Genomic DNA, 15,609 nt, shown 5'->3' with positions numbered 1-15,609 from the left:
TGGAAAGTCCAATGACCGACACCCTTCGCCCCGTCCATGTCATCGGCGGCGGTCTCGCCGGCTCGGAAGCCGCGTGGCAGCTCGCTTCCCGCGGCGTGCCCGTCGTGCTGCACGAGATGCGGCCGGTCCGCAAGACCGAGGCCCACGACACCGACAAGCTGGCGGAGCTGGTCTGTTCCAACTCCTTCCGGTCGGACGATGCCGAATACAACGCGGTGGGGCTGCTGCATGAGGAGATGCGGCGCTGCGGCTCGCTGATCCTGCGCTGCGCCGATGCGCACAAGGTGCCGGCCGGCGGCGCGCTCGCAATGGACCGTGATGGTTTCGCCGATGCGGTGACGGAAGCCGTCTCCACCCATCCCCTCATCACCATCCAGCGCGAGGAGGTCGCCGGCCTGCCGCCGGAGGAGTGGGACAGCGTCATCGTCGCCACCGGCCCCCTCACCTCCCCCGCTCTGGCCGAGGCGGTGCGTGCCCAGACCGGCGAGGAGTCGCTGGCCTTCTTCGACGCCATCGCCCCCATCGTCTATCTGGAAAGCATCGACCTGTCGAAGGCATGGTTCCAGTCGCGCTACGACAAGCCCGGCCCCGGCGGCACCGGCAAGGACTACATCAACTGCGCTTTCGAGAAGGACGATTATCGCGCCTTCATCGACGCGCTGATCACCGGCGAGAAGCTGGACTTCAAGGAGTGGGAGAAGAACACCCCCTACTTCGAAGGCTGCCTGCCGATCGAGGTGATGGCGGAGCGTGGTGTCGACACCCTGCGCTACGGTCCGATGAAGCCGGTCGGCCTGACCAACCCGCACAAGCCGGAACGCCGTCCCTATGCGGTGGTCCAACTGCGGCAGGACAATGCGCTGGGCACGCTCTACAACCTCGTCGGCTTCCAGACCAAGCTGCGCCATGCCGAACAGGCGCGCATCTTCCGCATGATCCCCGGTCTGGAGAATGCCGAGTTCGCGCGTCTGGGCGGCATGCACCGCAACACCTTCCTGAACAGCCCGCGCATCCTCGACGGCGCCCTGCGGCTGAAGTCGCTGCCCCGGCTGCGCTTCGCCGGTCAGGTCACCGGCTGCGAGGGCTATGTGGAGAGTGCCGCCGTCGGGCTGCTCGCCGGCCGCTTCGCCGCGGCCGAACGGCTGGGCCAGGAGATCAGCACGCCGCCGGTAACCACGGCGCTCGGCGCCATCCTCGGCCACATCACCGGCGGGGCGGAGGCGGAGACCTACCAGCCCATGAACGTCAACTTCGGACTGTTCCCGCCGGTGGACGACAAGATCCGCGGGCGCGAGCGCAAGCTGGCCTACACCCGCCGGGCGCTGGCCGACCTCGACGGCTGGCTGAAGGGCTGACCGGCAGGATAAAGCGCGGGCGTCAGTAGCGCCCGCGCATCGCCGCCCAGCCGAGCCGAAGCTGGCGGAACGGATTGGCCAGCATCACGCGCGGGGCGAACACGTCATTGCCCTCCCGCGCGATCACGCCCAGATGCAGGTCGGCGAGCGTCGCCGGCAGCAGCGCCGGGACGGCGGCCTTGGGAACGTCGCGGCGCAGGGCGCGGGCCTCGGCCAGATGCCTGCGGGCGACCTCGGCGATCTCCCCCACCACCGGCCGCAGTTCCGGCGTCGAGCGGCCGGCGAACAGATCCTCGCTGCCGGCGCCATGCCGCTGCATCAGGTCGTCGGGCAGGCGCTGCCGGTGCTGGCGGGCGAGGAAAGGCACCGCGCGCAGGATGCCTGACAGGGCATAGGCGATGCCGACATGCCGCCCGGCCGCCATCGCCGCCGCATCCCGCACGCCCAGGATCTCCAACGCCAGTTGGACCAGCGGCGCCCCGGTCACCTCGGCATAGTTGACGAGGCAGGTCAGGTCGGCCGGCGGCGTGTCGTCCAGATCGGCTTCGCGCGCGTCGATCAACCTGTCGAACAGGGCACGGCTCAGCCCCAGCCCGCGCGCGGCCTGGGCCAGCGGGTCCATCACCTCATGGCGCGGTACGGGTCCGTCCTCATAGACGGCTTCGATGCCGTCGCGCCAGAATTGAAGTCTCATCTGGCCCAGGATCGGCTCGCTGACCACCTCGCGCGTTTTTGCGATCTCCAGGTTGAAGGCGTAGAGCGCGAATGTCGCCTCGCGCCTGTCGGCGGGGGTGAACAGACCTGCCAGAAAGTGGTCGTTGTCATATTTCCGAACCTCCCGTCCGCAATAGGACAGGTCGGTCGCAGCCTTCACCATGGGATGCCCGATTGGAAAAAGAGGGGAGGAACGATGGAAGGACGGGCCAAAGCCTGTTGCTACGCCTATATGAAGCACACACGGTCGCACCGCCAGCCCCGACGCGCAGCAGGCAGGGATCCCATGACGGATTTCAACATCGCCCCGACGAAACCCCGCAAGACCGGCCCGGTCGCCCGCAAGGACGAGACCGGTGAAAATTTTCCGGTCGCCTCCCGCCTGATTCCGAAGCACCTGCGTCCCCATGTGATCGCCTTCTACCGCTTCGTGCGTCTGGCCGACGACATCGCCGACGATCCGGATCTCGAGCCGGAGACCAAGCTGGCCTATCTGGAGGCGCTGGAACGGGCGCTGACCTCCGGCCAGGCCAAGCATGCCTATCTGAAGCCGGCCACCGAGCTGCGCGAGAGCCTGCAGAAGACCGGCGTCAGCGACCGTCATGCCCGCCAGATCCTGCGTGCCTTCCGCCGCGACTCCGTCGGTGCCCGCTGCCACAGCTGGAGCGACCTGCTTCTCTACTGCCGCTTCTCCGCCAACCCGGTCGGCCGCTACCTGCTGGACCTCCATGGCGAGGGCGTGGCCGCCGGGCCGGCGTCGGATGCGCTGTGCTCCGCCCTGCAGGTGCTGAACCATCTGCAGGACGCGCGCGAGGATTGGACCCAGCTCGGCCGCTGCTACATCCCGCTGGGCTGGTTCGACGAGGCCGGCATCAGCGTCGAACGTCTGGTGGAGGTCGAGAGCGACGCCCGCATGCGCGCCATCTTCGATCAGGCGTTGGAGCATACCGACCGGCTGCTGGAACGTGCCGCCGCCCTGCCCGGCCTGATCCAGCACCGCGGCCTGCGGATGGAGGCGGCGGTGATCCTGAGCCTCGCCGAATCGCTGTCCCGGCGTCTGAAGGCCCGCGACCCGATGAAGGCGCGGGTGACGTTGGGCACTCATCACAAACTGGCCGCGGTGGCGCGGGGGCTGGCGCGGAGCTTCTCCGCCGCATAAACTCCGGGGCCACACGTCGCGACGTGTCCCTAGTGGCACGTCAGGACGGGCAAGGCCCAGGATGCTACAGATGACCCCTCCGCCGCTGGAGACGGCCCCGCTGGAACCGGTATCCACGACGTTGCCGGACGACAAGGCACCCGATACGGCGACCGCCGTCACCGCGAAGTCGGGCAGCACGTTCTATTGGCCGATGCGTCTGCTGCCCGCGTCCAAGCGGGCGGCGATGTTCGCCATCTATGCCTTTTGCCGCCGCATCGACGACATCGCCGACGAACCGGGCGATCCCGCCGCCAAACGGGCGGCGCTGGATGTATGGCGGCGTGACATCCGCGATCTCTATGTCGGCGGGGCTCCCAGCGGCCCGCTGACCGCCGCGCTGAAGGGCGCCATCGAGCGCTACGGCCTGCCGCGCACGGAACTGGAGGCGCTGATCGACGGCATGGCGATGGATGTCGCCGGCGAGGAACCCGGTTCCGGCGGCATGCGGGCGCCCGACCTCGATATGCTGCGGCTCTATTGCCGGCGCGTTGCCGGTGCCGTGGGCATGCTGGCCATCCGCGTTTTCGACCGCGCCGATCCGACCACCGAGCGCTTCGCCCTGGCCTTGGGCGAGGCCCTGCAGCTGACCAACATCCTGCGCGATCTGGCCGAGGATGCTGAACTGGACCGGCTCTACCTGCCGCGGGAACTCCTGCTGGCCGCCGGGATCGACAGCGTTCGCCCGGACGAGGTGCTGGCTCATCCCGCCCTGCCTCATGCCTGCGAGGCGCTGGCCGGGCTGGCCGAGACGCGCTTTGCCGAGGCACGCTCCGCGATCGCCGGGCATGCGCGCGGATCGCTGTGGGCGGCCACCGCGATGATGGTGCTGTATCACCGGCTGCTCAGACGCCTTCGCGCGGCCGGCTGGCGCGACCTGAACGCGCGCGTGCGGGTTGGTCGGCGGGAAAGCGCCTGGGTGGCGGTGCGCTGCATGCTCGGCTTGCCCCCGGCCGCCTGATGATCGAGGCGGGCACCGTCCATGTGATCGGCGCCGGTCTGGCCGGTCTTGCCGCCGCCGTCCGGCTGGTGGAGGCGGGGCGGCGTGTCGCCGTCTACGAGCAGGCTCCGCAAGCCGGCGGGCGCTGCCGCAGCTTTCATGACTCCACACTTGGCCGGTCGATCGACAATGGCAGCCATATGGTGCTCAGCGGCAACCGGGCGCTGCTCGGCTATGCCCGGCGAACCGGCGGCGGCGATGCGCTGGAGGAGGTGCGGCCGGCGGCCTTTCCCTTCCTCGATCTGCGCACCGGTGCCGCCTGGACCTTGCGCCCCGGCGGGCTGTGGCTGTTCGATCCGGCCCGGCGGGTGCCCGGCAGCCGGCCGCTCGACTATCTGGCGTCCCTGCGCTGCCTGACCGCCCGGCGGGGGCAGTCCGTTGCCGATTGCCTGCCGCCCGGCGACGCGCTGTTCGAGCCGCTGTGGCGCCCGCTGGCGGTCTCCGCCCTCAACGGGCCGGTGGAGCGCATCTCCGCCCGTCTGTTCGGGGCAGTGCTGCGCGAGACGCTGCTGCGCGGCGAGGCGGCCTGCCGGCCGGTGCTGGCACCGCGCGGCCTGTCCGCCGCCTTCGTCGATCCGGCGCTGGCGCGGCTGCGGGCCGCCGGTGCGGTGCTGCATCTCGGCGCGCGGGTAGAGGGGCTGAGCTTTGACGAGGGGCGCGTGACCGGCTTTTCGGCCGGCGGCAGTGCCGTGCCGCTCGGTCCGCTCGACAGCGTGGTTCTCGCCGCTCCGGCCTGGGTTGCAGAGCGGCTGGTGCCGGGGCTGACCGTGCCGCCGCCGGGACCGGCCATCGTCAATCTGCATGTCCGGCTGGACGAGCCGGTGCGGCTGCCGGGTGGCCTGCCCTTCGCCGGATTGGTCGGCGGCACCGCGGAATGGCTGTTCGTCCGCGACGACCTGCTGTCGGTCACGGTCAGCGACGCCGACGCCCTGGCCGACCTGCCGGCCGAGGAGATCGCCGGCCGGCTTTGGGCGGAGATCGCCCCTCACCTGCGACTCGAGGGTGCGATTCCGCCCTTCCGCGTGGTGAAGGAGCGGCGGGCGACGCCGGATCAGTCGCCCGAATCGGTGGCGCGCCGCCCGGGCGCCCGCACCCGCTGGAGCAATCTGACGCTGGCCGGCGATTGGACGGAAACGGGGCTTCCCGCGACGTTGGAGGCCGCAGTGCGCTCGGGAAACCGGGCGGCCGAGGCCACTTTGTCGAACGGAAATAACCCTATACGACGTTCGAGAGTGTTTCCGGCCTTCACAAGCTTCCGTCATCGGCCTATTTGGACGGACGGAGGTGCCGCGCTCGCAAGGCCCGGCCCGGAAGGACAATCAAAGAAGAGAGGGTAAATCAAATGGCGTTCGAACTTCCGCCGCTTCCGTATGCGTACGACGCTCTGGCTCCGTACATCTCGTCGGAGACCCTGCACCTGCACCATGACAAGCACCACCAGACCTACGTCACCAACCTGAACAACCTGACCAAGGACACCCCGCTGGCCGATGCCAGCCTGGAGGAGGTCATCAAGGCCTCGGCCGGTGACTCGTCCAAGGTCGGCATCTTCAACAACGCCGCCCAGGTGTGGAACCACACCTTCTTCTGGCAGTGCCTGAAGAAGGACGGCGGCAAGATGCCGGCGGCCCTGGAGCAGCGCATCGTCGCCGACTTCGGCAGCGTCGAGAAGTTCAAGGAAGAGCTGACCCAGGCCGCCCTGACCCAGTTCGGCTCGGGCTGGGCCTGGCTGTACCTGGACGGCGGCAAGCTGAAGGTCGGCAAGACCGGCAACGCCGACACCCCGCTGGCCCACGGCCAGAAGCCGCTGTTCACCATCGACGTGTGGGAGCATGCCTATTACGTCGATTTCCAGAACCGCCGCGCCGATTTCGTGAAGGCGGTCATCGACAACCTCGCCAACTGGGACTTCGCCGCCGAGCAGCTGGCTGCGTGATCCTTCCCGTCGAGGGTTGTGACTGCAAAGGCGCCCGAAAGGGCGCCTTTGTCGTTTCCAAGGTCAAGCGTCCCTGGCCGCCGCCAGCATCCCGGCAAGATGGTGGCCCACCTGCCGGCTGACGGCACCGCGATCACCGGCGGCAAGCGAGCCGAGCAGTTCCGCATCGCGCGCATCGATCACCGCGACCTTGGCCGTTCGCACGACCGATGGGGCTGGAAGTCCTGCCGCTTCAAGGTCACCGACAGGCACATCCGACGGCCAGCCCCGGTTTTCGGCGCTGGTGATCATCAAGACCCATAGCAGGCTGTGATTTATCTCCAGGTCACCGCAAGCCACGACCAACGCCGGTCGCCGCTGGCGAACCGGACGGTCGGCGTAGGGGAACGGGACCTTGACGACGTTCCAGGTTTCAAAGGTCGGCATAGGCCTGCCGATCCGCTTCGCTGTCCCATTCCGTGAAGCAGCGGAACGGGTCGTCGGCCGCAGCCGGAGCGGCTCGGGTCAGGATGACGCGGCCGTCTTCGATGCGATAGGCGATCTCGTCGCCCTCATGCAGACCCAACGCAGCCCGCACCGGCTGCGGAATCGTCGTCTGGGCCTTGCTGGTCAACTTGCTGGTTATCATGGGACACCATGGTAAGGAACATCCTTACCTTAGTGCCCAGATGCTAGAGCTTCAATGATTGCTATACCGGCAGCATCGCCGCCGCGACCCGCCGGCCTTCGGCCAGCAGGACGTTGTAGGTGCGGCAGACCGCCCGGCTGTCCATCAATTCCACCACCACGCCCTGTTCGCGCAAGTCCAGGCGCAGGGCCTTGGGGATCATCCGCATGGTGGGGCCGGTGCCGAGCAGCAGGATTTCCACCTTCGGCTCGGCCTCCAACACGGTCGAGAAATCGCCCACCGACAGGGAGGCGGCGTCTGTCGCCTCCCACGTCACGGTGCGGTCGGGCAGCACGATCACCGCGCCGACGCGCCATTGGCCGGAAATGCAGAACTGCCCCGGACCATAGCCGTCGATGACCTGACGGTCCGACGGGATCATCGGCATGATGTCGGCCATGCTGCCCTCTCCTTCTTCGTTCGCCCGGCCTTACGGCGTCGTCGCCGGGGAGTTCCCGGCGGGCGCGTCGGTCGGGGTGCCGCGCCGCAGGCGGTTCTCGCCCAGGAACAGCAAGATGGGGGCGGCGATGAAGATCGACGAACTGGTCGCAAGGAAGATGCCGAAGATCAGCACGATGCCGAAATCCTGCAGAGCCTCGCCGCCGAACAGCGCCAGCGGGATGATCGACAGCAGGGTCGACATCGAGGTGCCGAGCGTGCGGTTCAGCGTTTCGTTGATCGATTTGTCGATCAGCTCGCGCAGCGGCATCTTCTTGTAGATGCGCAGGTTCTCGCGCATGCGGTCATAGACGACGACCTTGTCGTTCACCGAATAGCCCATGATCGTCAGGATCGCCGCGACCGCCACCAGATTGAACTGCAGGCCGGTGATCGCATAGAAGCCGACGATCTTGGTGATGTCCAGCAGCAGCGTGACCACCGCGCCGAAGCCGAACTGCCATTCGAACCGGAACCAGATGTAGACCAGCATCGCCAGCATGGCGAGACCGAGCGCCAGCATGCCGTTGGCGAACAGCTCGCCGCTGACCGAGGCGCCGACGGCTTCGACGCGGCGGACCTGCGTGCCCGGAACCGCCTGGGCCAGCGTGTTGCGCACACGGTCGGCGGCGACCTGCTGGGCGGCGTCGTCGCCGGGCTGGCGTTCCAGCCGGATCAGCACGTCCTGCGGCGACCCGAACTCCTGCAGCGCCACCTGACCCATGTCGAGACCGGTCAGGGTGTGGCGGAGCGAGGCGAAATCGGCCGCCTGCGGGGTGCGGGCCTCGATGACGATGCCGCCGCGGAAGTCGATGCCGTAGTTCAGGCCGGGATAGAAGAACAGGAAGACCGAGGCGAGCGAGAGCACCGCCGACACGACCAGGCCGGCGATGCGGCCGTTCATGAACGGGATCTTGGTGTTGTCGGGGACGAGGCGGAGATGGAACATCGTTGGACCTCTCAGACCGGCAGTGCGGCCGGACGCGTCCGGCGCAGCCAGGTCACCATCATCAGGCGCACGAGCACCGTCGCGGTGAACATGGAGATGAGGATGCCGAAGGTGATGGTGACGGCGAAGCCCTTGATGGTGCCGGTGCCGAAGATGAACAGCAGCGACATCTTGATGGCCGTCGTCAGGTTGGAGTCGACAATGGTGCTGTAGGCACGGCTGAAACCGGCCTCCATCGACGCGAAGACGCCACGGCCCTTCTTCGTCTCCTCGCGGATGCGCTCGTTGATCAGGATGTTGGCGTCGACCGCCAGACCCAGCGTCAGCAGGATGCCGGCGATGCCCGGCAGCGTCAGCGTCGCGTGCAGCAGCGACAGCGCCGCCAGAGTCAGCACGATGTTGATCAGCAGGGCAAAGCAGGCGAAGGCGCCGAACAGCCCGTAGGACGCGATGATGTAGACGCAGACCAGCACGAAGCCGACGACGACGGAGGTCAGACCGGCGCGGATCGAATCGGCGCCCAGGTCGGGACCGACCGTGCGCTCCTCGATCACCTTCAGCGGGGCCGGCAGGGCGCCGGCGCGCAGCAGCACGGCAAGGTCGTTGGCGCCGGCGGCGGTGAAGTTGCCGCTGATCTGGCCACGGCCGCCGGTGATCGGCTCGCGGATGACCGGGGCGCTGATGACCTTGTTGTCGAGCACGATGGCGAAGGGCCGGCCGACATTCTGCTTGGTCACTTCGGCGAAGCGGTTGGCGCCGGCGCTGTTGAATTCGAAATTCACCACCCACTCGCCGGTCTGGCTGTTGGTGCCGGCCGATGCATTCTGCAGCGTGGCGCCGTCGACCTCGACCTTCTTGCGGATGACGTATTTGGACTGGTAGCGGTCGCCCTCGGCCGACGGCAGGATCTCCGAACCCGGAGGGGCGCGGCCGGTGTTGGGATCGGCGTTCACGTCGACCAGACGGAAGGTCATCTTGGCGGTGGTGCCCAGCAGCCGCTTGATGCGGTCGGGATCCTCCACGCCGGGCAACTGGACCAGGATGCGGTCGTCGCCCTGGCGGGCGATGGTCGGCTCGTTCACGCCGGTCTCGTCGATGCGGCGGCGGACGATCTCGATCGACTGCTCGATGGCCTGGGTGGCGCGGTCACGCAGCGCGACCTCGCTCAGCGCCACGGTCACCGTACCGCCGTCGGCGGTCACTTCCAGGTCGGGCTGCCCGCCACCGAGAGCGGTGCGGCCGACCGGGCTGGCGAGCTGGCGCAGGGCCTTCACCGCCTCGGCGGCCTGGGCCGGGTCGCGCAGCTGGACGGTCACGGCGCGCTCGCCGGCGTTCAGCGCGGTATAGCCGATGTTGGCGGTGCGCAGCTGCTGCCGGGCGCCGTCGACAAGACCTTCCACCCGGTCGCGGATGACCGTGGCCATGTCGACTTCGAGCAACAGATGCGATCCGCCGCGCAGGTCGAGACCCAGCGACACCCGGGTGTTGGCGTACCAGGACGGCAGCGCCGCCAGCGTGTCGCGGCCCATGAAGTTGGGCAGCATCAGGATGAAACCGGCGATGCAGGTCGCCAGGATCAGGTAAATCTTCCAGCGCGAAAAATAGAGCATGCGTCACTCGAATCCGATCAGACACCCGGTCCGGGCGGCCGGCCCGCCGCTTGCGGGCGGACGACGGCCGGGCCGGACGGGAAGCGCCTTCGGGCCGACCCGCGGATGAGGGGCCCGGCTGCGGCTTACTTGCGGCCGAACAGCTTGCCGATCCCGCCGGTGGCGGTGGTGTCGGCGGGCTTGGCTTCGCCGTCCGCGGCGGTGGTGGCGTCGCCGCCGGACTTGCCGGCCGGCTCGGTCTTGGCGAGCACGAGGTTCACGGTGGAGCGCAGGCAGCGCACACGCACATTCTCCGCGATCTCGACGGTGATCTCGTCGTCGGTGCCGACCTTGGTCACGACGCCGATGATGCCGCCGCCGGTCACGACGCGGTCGCCGCGGCGGATGGCCGACAGCATCGCCTTATGCTCCTTCATCTTCTTCTGCTGCGGACGGATCAACAGGAAGTAGAAGACGACGAAGATCAGGATCAGCGGCGCGAACTGGACGAGCATGTCACCGCCGCCGCCAGCCGGGGCCGCCGTCTGTGCATAAGCCGTCGAAACGAACATCTGGAAGCTCCTTACAGGTTTGGTCTCGGCAACCATTCGGCGTTCCGCCGGGACGCCGCGACTATAGCCGCCCATGATCGGGATGCAATGGTGATGCGCCACAATCCGCAGGGCGGCCACAGCTTGTGTGCTTGCCCTGCTGTGTTACCGTGCGAAGGCGTCGGAAAGATGGCTGCGCGGGCGCCCACTTTCCATGGAACATCCAGAAAAAATGTCCGGAAAATTATGTCGCAATCCATCACCAACTCTGGCAACGGCCCTGCTGCGGACCAGCCGCTGATTCCGCTGCTGACCCGCATCGCCGAGGCGCTGGAGCGTCTGGCCCCGCCGCCCGACCGGCCGCTCGACTTCGGCGCGGCGGACGCCTTCGTCTGGCATCCCGATCCCGACCGGCTCGAACCGGTGCCGGTGGTCAACCGCGTCGACATCATGCTTCTGCAGGGCATCGAGCGGCAGCGGGAGATCCTGCTGGACAACACCCGCCGCTTCGCCGCCGGTCTGCCGGCCAACAACGCCCTGCTGTGGGGTGCGCGCGGCACCGGCAAAAGCTCGCTGGTCAAGGCGGCCCACGCCGCCATCTGCGGGGAGCGGCCGCGAGAGCTGGCGCTGGTGGAAATCCACCGCGAGGACATCCCTACCCTGCCCCGGCTTCTGACCCGGCTGAAGGGAGAGGCGCGCCGCTTCATCCTGTTCTGCGACGACCTGTCCTTCGACCATGACGACGCCCATTACAAGTCGCTGAAGGCGGTGCTGGACGGCGGCATCGAGGGGCGGCCGGACAATGTGGTGTTCTACGCCACCTCCAACCGGCGCCACCTGATGCCGCGCGACATGATCGAGAACGAGCGGTCGACCGCCATCAACCCGGCGGAGGCGGTGGAGGAGAAGGTATCGCTGTCCGACCGTTTCGGGCTGTGGCTGGGCTTCCACAACTGCGATCAGGACACCTACTTCGCCATGATCGAGGGCTATGTCCGCCACTTCGGCCTGGACATCCCGGCGGACCGGCTGCGCGCCGAGGCCGTGGAATGGTCGGTCACGCGCGGGAGCCGGTCGGGCCGGGTGGCCTGGCAGTTCATCCAGGACCTGGCCGGTCGCCTCGGGCAGCCCCTTCGCTGACCTTGCGGTCCATCTGGTCGCTCGGGTCGACGGCCTGGCTGCCCTTGCGCAGCTCGAAATGCAGCTGGGGCGAGGACACGCCGCCGGTCTGGCCGACCCGGGCGATCACCTGACCCCGCTTCACCGTGGCGCCGCGCTCCACCTCGATCTTGTCGAGATGGGCATAAGCGGTGATCCAGCCGTCGGAATGCTTCAGCAGCAGCAGGTTGCCGAATCCGCGCAGCTCGTTGCCGGCATAGGCGACCACGCCGTTGTCGGCGGCGACCACCGCGGTGCCCTTCGGCGCCGCGATGTTCAGCCCGTCATTGTGCAGTCCGTCGGGCTTCGGCCCGAAACCGGAGATCAGCTTGCCCTTCACCGGCCACAGGAAGCGGGCGCTGCCGCGCGGCGGCGGCGCACCGACTTCCGCCTTTGGTTCCGGCTTGGGCGGCGGCGCGGCGGTGGCCACCTCCTGCTGTGGAGCGGCCGGGGGCGGCGTGGTCGCCGCCGGGGCCGGGATCGGCGTCGGCGCGGGCTTGCTGCCGGGCGGGCGCAGCATGGTCGGCGCCTGCCCCGTCTGATAGGTCACGTCCCCCTGCGCAGCCGGTGCCGGCGGCTGGCTCGCAGGCGGTTCAGGAGCGACGGATGCCTTCGGCGGCGGCAGCGGCGTCGCGGAGATGCCGCCGGACGACGAGGATGCACCCGGCGGCGGCAGTTCGGTCGACTGGATCGAGCCATGCCCGGCGGTGGAGCCACCCGGCGCATTCCCCTGCGGCGTCAGGGCGATGGCACCGCCGCTCGCCACCCCGCCGGAAGCCATCATGGTTCCGCTGCCGTCGTTGGCGCCCGGCAGGCGCAGGGGCTGGCCGACCTTCACGCCATAGGGCGGGGTCAGGTTGTTCAGCCGCGTCAGCTCGCTGACGTCGACATTGTACATGCGGGAGATGCTGTAGAGGCTGTCGCCCTTCTGCACGATGTACTGGCGCGAGGTCGGCAGGATCAGCCGCTGGCCGACCTCCAGCCGGTAGGGCGCCGCCAGCTTGTTAACCTCGATCAGGTCGCGCAGCGGCACATTGTAGCGGCGCGACAGGCTGTAGGCGCTGTCGCCCTTCTGCACCGTGATGGCGCCGCCGGCCGAATCCGGCACATCCGAGACGGTGGTGAACGGAGCCAGCCCACCCACGCGTTCGCAGGCGCCGAGCGCCAGGACGGCGGTGGACAGGACCAGTGCGGACAGCAGGTGCTTGGGCATGGCGGATTTCATGCGGAACGGACCGGTTGCGGCGGGTCGGACAGCAGCGGAACGAAACGGACGGGCCACAGGTCCTCCCGGATAAGGCCAGCTTCGGAGCGCCGGAAACGCACGACCCTCTGGTCGCGGTGATCGGTCCCCAACGGAATGACCAAGACACCACCAACGGCGAGTTGATCCGTCAAGTCTTTTGGCGGCTCCGGCCCGCCGGCGGCTGTGACCAGTATACGGGCGAAGGGCGCCTGCTCCGGCCAACCACGCGTCCCGTCGCCGAGCCGCGTGGTGATGTTGCCGATGTCGAGCGCCTTGAACCGCGCCTCCGCCTCGATCAGAAGCGGCTTCAGCCGCTCGATGGTGAAGACCCGGCGGCAGAGCCGCGACAACACCGCCGCCTGATAGCCGGAGCCGGTGCCGACCTCCAGGACAAGATGCCGCGGCTGAATCTCCAGCGCCTGGGTCATCAGCCCGACCACCAGCGGCTGGCTGATGGTCTGGCCGAGGTCGATCGGCAGCGCCGTGTCCTCCCACGCCCGGTCCTGGAAGGCTTCGGGGACGAACAGCTCGCGCGGGATCCGCTCAATGGCCGCCAACACCTTCGTGTCGGTGACGCCGGCCCCGCGAAGGGCCATCAGCAAGCGGATCTTGCGCGGGTTGTATGTCACACGAAAGCCTGCCTCAACGTCTGCAGCGTCGGCGTGTGGGTGAGGTCGAGATAGACCGGCGTCACCGAGATGCCGCCGTTGAACACGACATGGATGTCGGTGTCGTCCGCCACGTCGGCCTCGCCGCGCAGGGTGCCGATCCAGATATAGGGCTTGCCGCGCGGGTCCACACGCTCGAACAGCTCGTCGCCGATCTTGCGCTTGCCGTGGCGCACCACCTGGATGCCCGTCACCTCCGCCGCCGGGCAGGCCGGGAAGTTCACGTTCAGCAGCACGTTCTTCGGCCAGGCCACCGTCACCGCCTTGCGCACCACGTCGGCGCCGTGGGCCGCCGCGGCCGACCAGTCGATGGGCTGGCCCGTCTCGTAATGCTGGCTCATGGCGATGGCCGGGACGTTCAGCAGCGTCGCCTCCATCGCCGCGGCGATGGTGCCGGAATAGGTCACGTCCTCGCCGATGTTGGAGCCCTGGTTGACGCCGGACAGAACCAGCGTCGGACGGGCGTCCCTCATCACATGGTTGACCGCCAGCAGCACGCAGTCGGTCGGCGTGCCGTCGACGGTGAAGCGGCGTTCGTCCAGCTTGCGCAGGCGCAGCGGCCGGTTGATGGTCAGCGAATGGCTGGCCGCCGACTGCTCCATCTCCGGCGCGACGACCCAGACGTCGTCGGACAGCTCGCGCGCGATGGCTTCCAGGACCTTCAATCCCTGCGCATGGATGCCGTCGTCGTTGGTGACGAGGATGCGTGTACGGGACAGGTCGAGCGGCAGGTCGAACATCAGATGGAAATCCTCTCCACTCCACGCATGTACGGGCGGAGCGCTTCGGGAACCAGGATCGAACCGTCGGGCTGCTGGTAGTTCTCCAGCACCGCGATCAGGCAGCGCCCGACCGCCACACCCGATCCATTGAGGGTGTGCACGAATTGAGTTTGCTTCTCGCCCTTCGGCCTGCAACGGGCTTTCATCCGCCGCGCCTGGAAATCTCCGCAATTGGAGATGCTGGAGATCTCGCGGTAGGCGTTCTGGCCGGGCAGCCAGACCTCGACGTCATAGGTCTTGCGCGAGGAGAAGCCCATGTCGCCGGTGCACAGGACGATGGTGCGGTAGGGCAGGCCCAGCCGCTCCAGGATCGTCTCGGCACAGCGGGTCATGCGCTGGTGCTCGTCCTCCGACTGTTCCGGCGTGGTGATGGCGACCATCTCCACCTTCCAGAACTGGTGCTGGCGGATCATGCCGCGGGTGTCGCGCCCCGCCGACCCGGCCTCCGCGCGGAAGCAGGGGGTCAGCGCGGTGTAGCGCAGCGGCAGATCCTCCGACGCCACGATCTGGTCGTTGACCAGATTGGTCAGCGGCACCTCGCTGGTCGGGATCAGGTAATGGTCGGTCGAGGTGGTCTTGAACAGGTCCTCCTCGAACTTCGGCAGCTGGCCGGTGCCGAACAGGGCGTTGTCGCGCACCATCAGCGGCGGCGCAATCTCGGTGAAGCCGTGCTCCGACGTGTGGATGTCCAGCATGAAGTCGGCGAGCGCACGTTCCAGCCGGGCCAGACCGCCCTTCAGCACGGTGAAGCGGGCGCCGGACATGCGGGCCGCGGCCTCGAAATCCATCAGGCCCAGCGCCTCGCCCAGCTCGTAATGCTGCTTGGCGTTGGCGATGTCGGGCGGGGTGCCCCAGCGGCGGACCTCGACGTTTGCGGTCTCGTCCGGCCCGTCCGGCACGTCGTCGGCCGGGATGTTGGGCAGGCCGGCCAGGATGGCGTCGAGTTCGGCGCCGAGCGCGCGTTCCTCTTCCTCGACCTGGGGCAGGCGCTCCTTCAGGGTCGCCATCTCGTCCAGGATCGGCTGGGCGTCGCGGCCCTCGCGCTTGGCGAGGCCGATCTCCTTGGCCGCTTCGTTCCGGCGGGCCTGCATCTCCTGCATCTGGGTCTGCGCGGCGCGGCGGCGGCCGTCGAGGTCGAGCACGGAGGACGACATCGGCGCCAGTCCCCGGCGGCCAAGGCCGCGGTCGAAGGCTTCGGGATTCTCACGGATGGCGCGAAGGTCGTGCATGGCTCGAACAATCAACGAATTGGGTGGGGGATTGGTTATACGGCGCGACCCCGCCAAGGTCCAGTGCAAGCCCGTTCATCCCCATGATCCAAAGGGATCTGCGCAAACGGCATGGCGGCTGCGCCCCGG

General features: G+C 68.3%; 17 protein-coding genes. 6 read left to right on the top strand and 11 right to left on the bottom strand.

Translation table 11 applies throughout. The annotated features are described in order from the left end of the window. Positions 1-11: 11 nt before the first annotated feature. Positions 12-1,355 carry a methylenetetrahydrofolate--tRNA-(uracil(54)-C(5))-methyltransferase (FADH(2)-oxidizing) TrmFO gene (gene trmFO / locus PWS46_RS06295; protein ID WP_434619528.1) on the top strand — a complete coding sequence of 448 codons (1,344 nt, stop codon included), beginning with the start codon at positions 12-14 and terminating at the stop codon, positions 1,353-1,355. A 22-nt stretch (positions 1,356-1,377) separates the two neighbouring features. Here the strand turns inward: trmFO and PWS46_RS06290 are convergent, their stop codons facing one another. After that, positions 1,378-2,232: a phytoene/squalene synthase family protein gene (locus PWS46_RS06290; RefSeq protein ID WP_434619525.1), complete on the bottom strand. Its 855-nt coding sequence runs from the start codon at positions 2,230-2,232 to the stop codon at positions 1,378-1,380. A 123-nt stretch (positions 2,233-2,355) separates the two neighbouring features. On the opposite strand from PWS46_RS06290, the gene PWS46_RS06285 reads away from it, so the two are divergent. From PWS46_RS06285 to PWS46_RS06270, 4 genes are all read left to right on the top strand, one after another. Further along, positions 2,356-3,228 (top strand): squalene/phytoene synthase family protein, encoded by an 873-nt coding sequence (locus tag PWS46_RS06285; RefSeq protein WP_434619522.1) that lies wholly within the window; start codon positions 2,356-2,358, stop codon positions 3,226-3,228. Positions 3,229-3,298: 70 nt separating this feature from the next. After that, complete coding sequence (gene hpnD, locus PWS46_RS06280; RefSeq protein ID WP_434619519.1) at positions 3,299-4,228, top strand: presqualene diphosphate synthase HpnD; 930 nt, start codon at positions 3,299-3,301, stop codon at positions 4,226-4,228. Beyond that, on the top strand, positions 4,228-5,604 hold the full coding sequence (hpnE, locus tag PWS46_RS06275; protein ID WP_434619516.1) for a hydroxysqualene dehydroxylase HpnE: 1,377 nt from the start codon (positions 4,228-4,230) through the stop codon (positions 5,602-5,604). The genes hpnD and hpnE overlap by 1 nt, the downstream gene beginning before the upstream one ends. Positions 5,605-5,609: 5 nt before the next feature. After that, positions 5,610-6,203, top strand: a complete 594-nt coding sequence (locus PWS46_RS06270) for a superoxide dismutase (protein ID WP_109446220.1) — start codon at positions 5,610-5,612, stop codon at positions 6,201-6,203. 63 nt (positions 6,204-6,266) lie between these two features. Here PWS46_RS06270 and PWS46_RS06265 read toward each other — a convergent pair whose 3' ends face one another. The 6 genes from PWS46_RS06265 to yajC all read right to left on the bottom strand — a co-directional run bounded on the left by PWS46_RS06265 (position 6,267) and on the right by yajC (position 10,418). Then, positions 6,267-6,629 carry a type II toxin-antitoxin system PemK/MazF family toxin gene (locus PWS46_RS06265; RefSeq protein ID WP_434619512.1) on the bottom strand — a complete coding sequence of 121 codons (363 nt, stop codon included), beginning with the start codon at positions 6,627-6,629 and terminating at the stop codon, positions 6,267-6,269. Continuing rightward, positions 6,616-6,831 carry a type II toxin-antitoxin system PrlF family antitoxin gene (locus PWS46_RS06260; RefSeq protein ID WP_109154606.1) on the bottom strand — a complete coding sequence of 72 codons (216 nt, stop codon included), beginning with the start codon at positions 6,829-6,831 and terminating at the stop codon, positions 6,616-6,618. The genes PWS46_RS06265 and PWS46_RS06260 overlap by 14 nt, the downstream gene beginning before the upstream one ends. 61 nt (positions 6,832-6,892) lie before the next feature. Then, a complete protein-coding gene (locus PWS46_RS06255) occupies positions 6,893-7,270 on the bottom strand; it encodes an Mth938-like domain-containing protein (RefSeq protein WP_434619508.1) in 378 nt (125 codons plus the stop codon). A gap of 30 nt (positions 7,271-7,300) precedes the next feature. Continuing rightward, positions 7,301-8,257 (bottom strand): protein translocase subunit SecF, encoded by a 957-nt coding sequence (secF, locus tag PWS46_RS06250; protein WP_434619505.1) that lies wholly within the window; start codon positions 8,255-8,257, stop codon positions 7,301-7,303. An 11-nt stretch (positions 8,258-8,268) separates the two neighbouring features. Beyond that, on the bottom strand, positions 8,269-9,867 hold the full coding sequence (secD, locus tag PWS46_RS06245) for a protein translocase subunit SecD (protein WP_434619502.1): 1,599 nt from the start codon (positions 9,865-9,867) through the stop codon (positions 8,269-8,271). Between the two features lie 125 nt (positions 9,868-9,992). After that, positions 9,993-10,418 (bottom strand): preprotein translocase subunit YajC, encoded by a 426-nt coding sequence (gene yajC, locus PWS46_RS06240; RefSeq protein WP_434619499.1) that lies wholly within the window; start codon positions 10,416-10,418, stop codon positions 9,993-9,995. A gap of 225 nt (positions 10,419-10,643) precedes the next feature. On the opposite strand from yajC, the gene PWS46_RS06235 reads away from it, so the two are divergent. After that, complete coding sequence (locus tag PWS46_RS06235) at positions 10,644-11,537, top strand: ATP-binding protein (RefSeq protein ID WP_434619496.1); 894 nt, start codon at positions 10,644-10,646, stop codon at positions 11,535-11,537. On the opposite strand, the gene PWS46_RS06230 is transcribed toward PWS46_RS06235, so the two are convergent. From PWS46_RS06230 to serS, 4 genes are read right to left on the bottom strand one after another with little or no spacing between them, the layout of a single operon-like run. Then, positions 11,494-12,768: a peptidoglycan DD-metalloendopeptidase family protein gene (locus PWS46_RS06230; RefSeq protein WP_434619493.1), complete on the bottom strand. Its 1,275-nt coding sequence runs from the start codon at positions 12,766-12,768 to the stop codon at positions 11,494-11,496. The genes PWS46_RS06235 and PWS46_RS06230 overlap by 44 nt on opposite strands. A gap of 8 nt (positions 12,769-12,776) precedes the next feature. Continuing rightward, positions 12,777-13,430: a protein-L-isoaspartate(D-aspartate) O-methyltransferase gene (locus PWS46_RS06225; RefSeq protein WP_434619490.1), complete on the bottom strand. Its 654-nt coding sequence runs from the start codon at positions 13,428-13,430 to the stop codon at positions 12,777-12,779. Continuing rightward, positions 13,427-14,209 carry a 5'/3'-nucleotidase SurE gene (gene surE, locus PWS46_RS06220; RefSeq protein ID WP_434619487.1) on the bottom strand — a complete coding sequence of 261 codons (783 nt, stop codon included), beginning with the start codon at positions 14,207-14,209 and terminating at the stop codon, positions 13,427-13,429. Before surE ends, PWS46_RS06225 begins: the two co-directional genes overlap by 4 nt. Then, positions 14,209-15,480: a serine--tRNA ligase gene (gene serS / locus PWS46_RS06215; RefSeq protein ID WP_434619484.1), complete on the bottom strand. Its 1,272-nt coding sequence runs from the start codon at positions 15,478-15,480 to the stop codon at positions 14,209-14,211. The genes surE and serS overlap by 1 nt, the downstream gene beginning before the upstream one ends. Positions 15,481-15,609 lie beyond the last annotated feature (129 nt).

The sequence above is a fragment of the Azospirillum sp. B2RO_4 genome, from assembly GCF_051124815.1.
GTDB lineage: Bacteria > Pseudomonadota > Alphaproteobacteria > Azospirillales > Azospirillaceae > Azospirillum.
Note: the sequence above shows the minus strand (reverse complement) of the source record. Positions and strands in the feature narration are given on the sequence as shown.

Excerpts from the sequence above, each read along its gene's own strand:
- trmFO (WP_434619528.1), top strand. The coding sequence starts at position 12 with ATGACCGACACCCTTCGCCCCGTCCATGTCATCGGCGGCGGTCTCGCC.
- PWS46_RS06290 (WP_434619525.1), bottom strand. The coding sequence starts at position 2,232 with ATGGTGAAGGCTGCGACCGACCTGTCCTATTGCGGACGGGAGGTTCGG.
- PWS46_RS06285 (WP_434619522.1), top strand. The coding sequence starts at position 2,356 with ATGACGGATTTCAACATCGCCCCGACGAAACCCCGCAAGACCGGCCCG.
- hpnD (WP_434619519.1), top strand. The coding sequence starts at position 3,299 with ATGACCCCTCCGCCGCTGGAGACGGCCCCGCTGGAACCGGTATCCACG.
- hpnE (WP_434619516.1), top strand. The coding sequence starts at position 4,228 with ATGATCGAGGCGGGCACCGTCCATGTGATCGGCGCCGGTCTGGCCGGT.
- PWS46_RS06270 (WP_109446220.1), top strand. The coding sequence starts at position 5,610 with ATGGCGTTCGAACTTCCGCCGCTTCCGTATGCGTACGACGCTCTGGCT.
- PWS46_RS06265 (WP_434619512.1), bottom strand. The coding sequence starts at position 6,629 with ATGCCGACCTTTGAAACCTGGAACGTCGTCAAGGTCCCGTTCCCCTAC.
- PWS46_RS06260 (WP_109154606.1), bottom strand. The coding sequence starts at position 6,831 with ATGATAACCAGCAAGTTGACCAGCAAGGCCCAGACGACGATTCCGCAG.
- PWS46_RS06255 (WP_434619508.1), bottom strand. The coding sequence starts at position 7,270 with ATGGCCGACATCATGCCGATGATCCCGTCGGACCGTCAGGTCATCGAC.
- secF (WP_434619505.1), bottom strand. The coding sequence starts at position 8,257 with ATGTTCCATCTCCGCCTCGTCCCCGACAACACCAAGATCCCGTTCATG.
- secD (WP_434619502.1), bottom strand. The coding sequence starts at position 9,867 with ATGCTCTATTTTTCGCGCTGGAAGATTTACCTGATCCTGGCGACCTGC.
- yajC (WP_434619499.1), bottom strand. The coding sequence starts at position 10,418 with ATGTTCGTTTCGACGGCTTATGCACAGACGGCGGCCCCGGCTGGCGGC.
- PWS46_RS06235 (WP_434619496.1), top strand. The coding sequence starts at position 10,644 with ATGTCGCAATCCATCACCAACTCTGGCAACGGCCCTGCTGCGGACCAG.
- PWS46_RS06230 (WP_434619493.1), bottom strand. The coding sequence starts at position 12,768 with ATGCCCAAGCACCTGCTGTCCGCACTGGTCCTGTCCACCGCCGTCCTG.
- surE (WP_434619487.1), bottom strand. The coding sequence starts at position 14,209 with ATGTTCGACCTGCCGCTCGACCTGTCCCGTACACGCATCCTCGTCACC.
- serS (WP_434619484.1), bottom strand. The coding sequence starts at position 15,480 with ATGCACGACCTTCGCGCCATCCGTGAGAATCCCGAAGCCTTCGACCGC.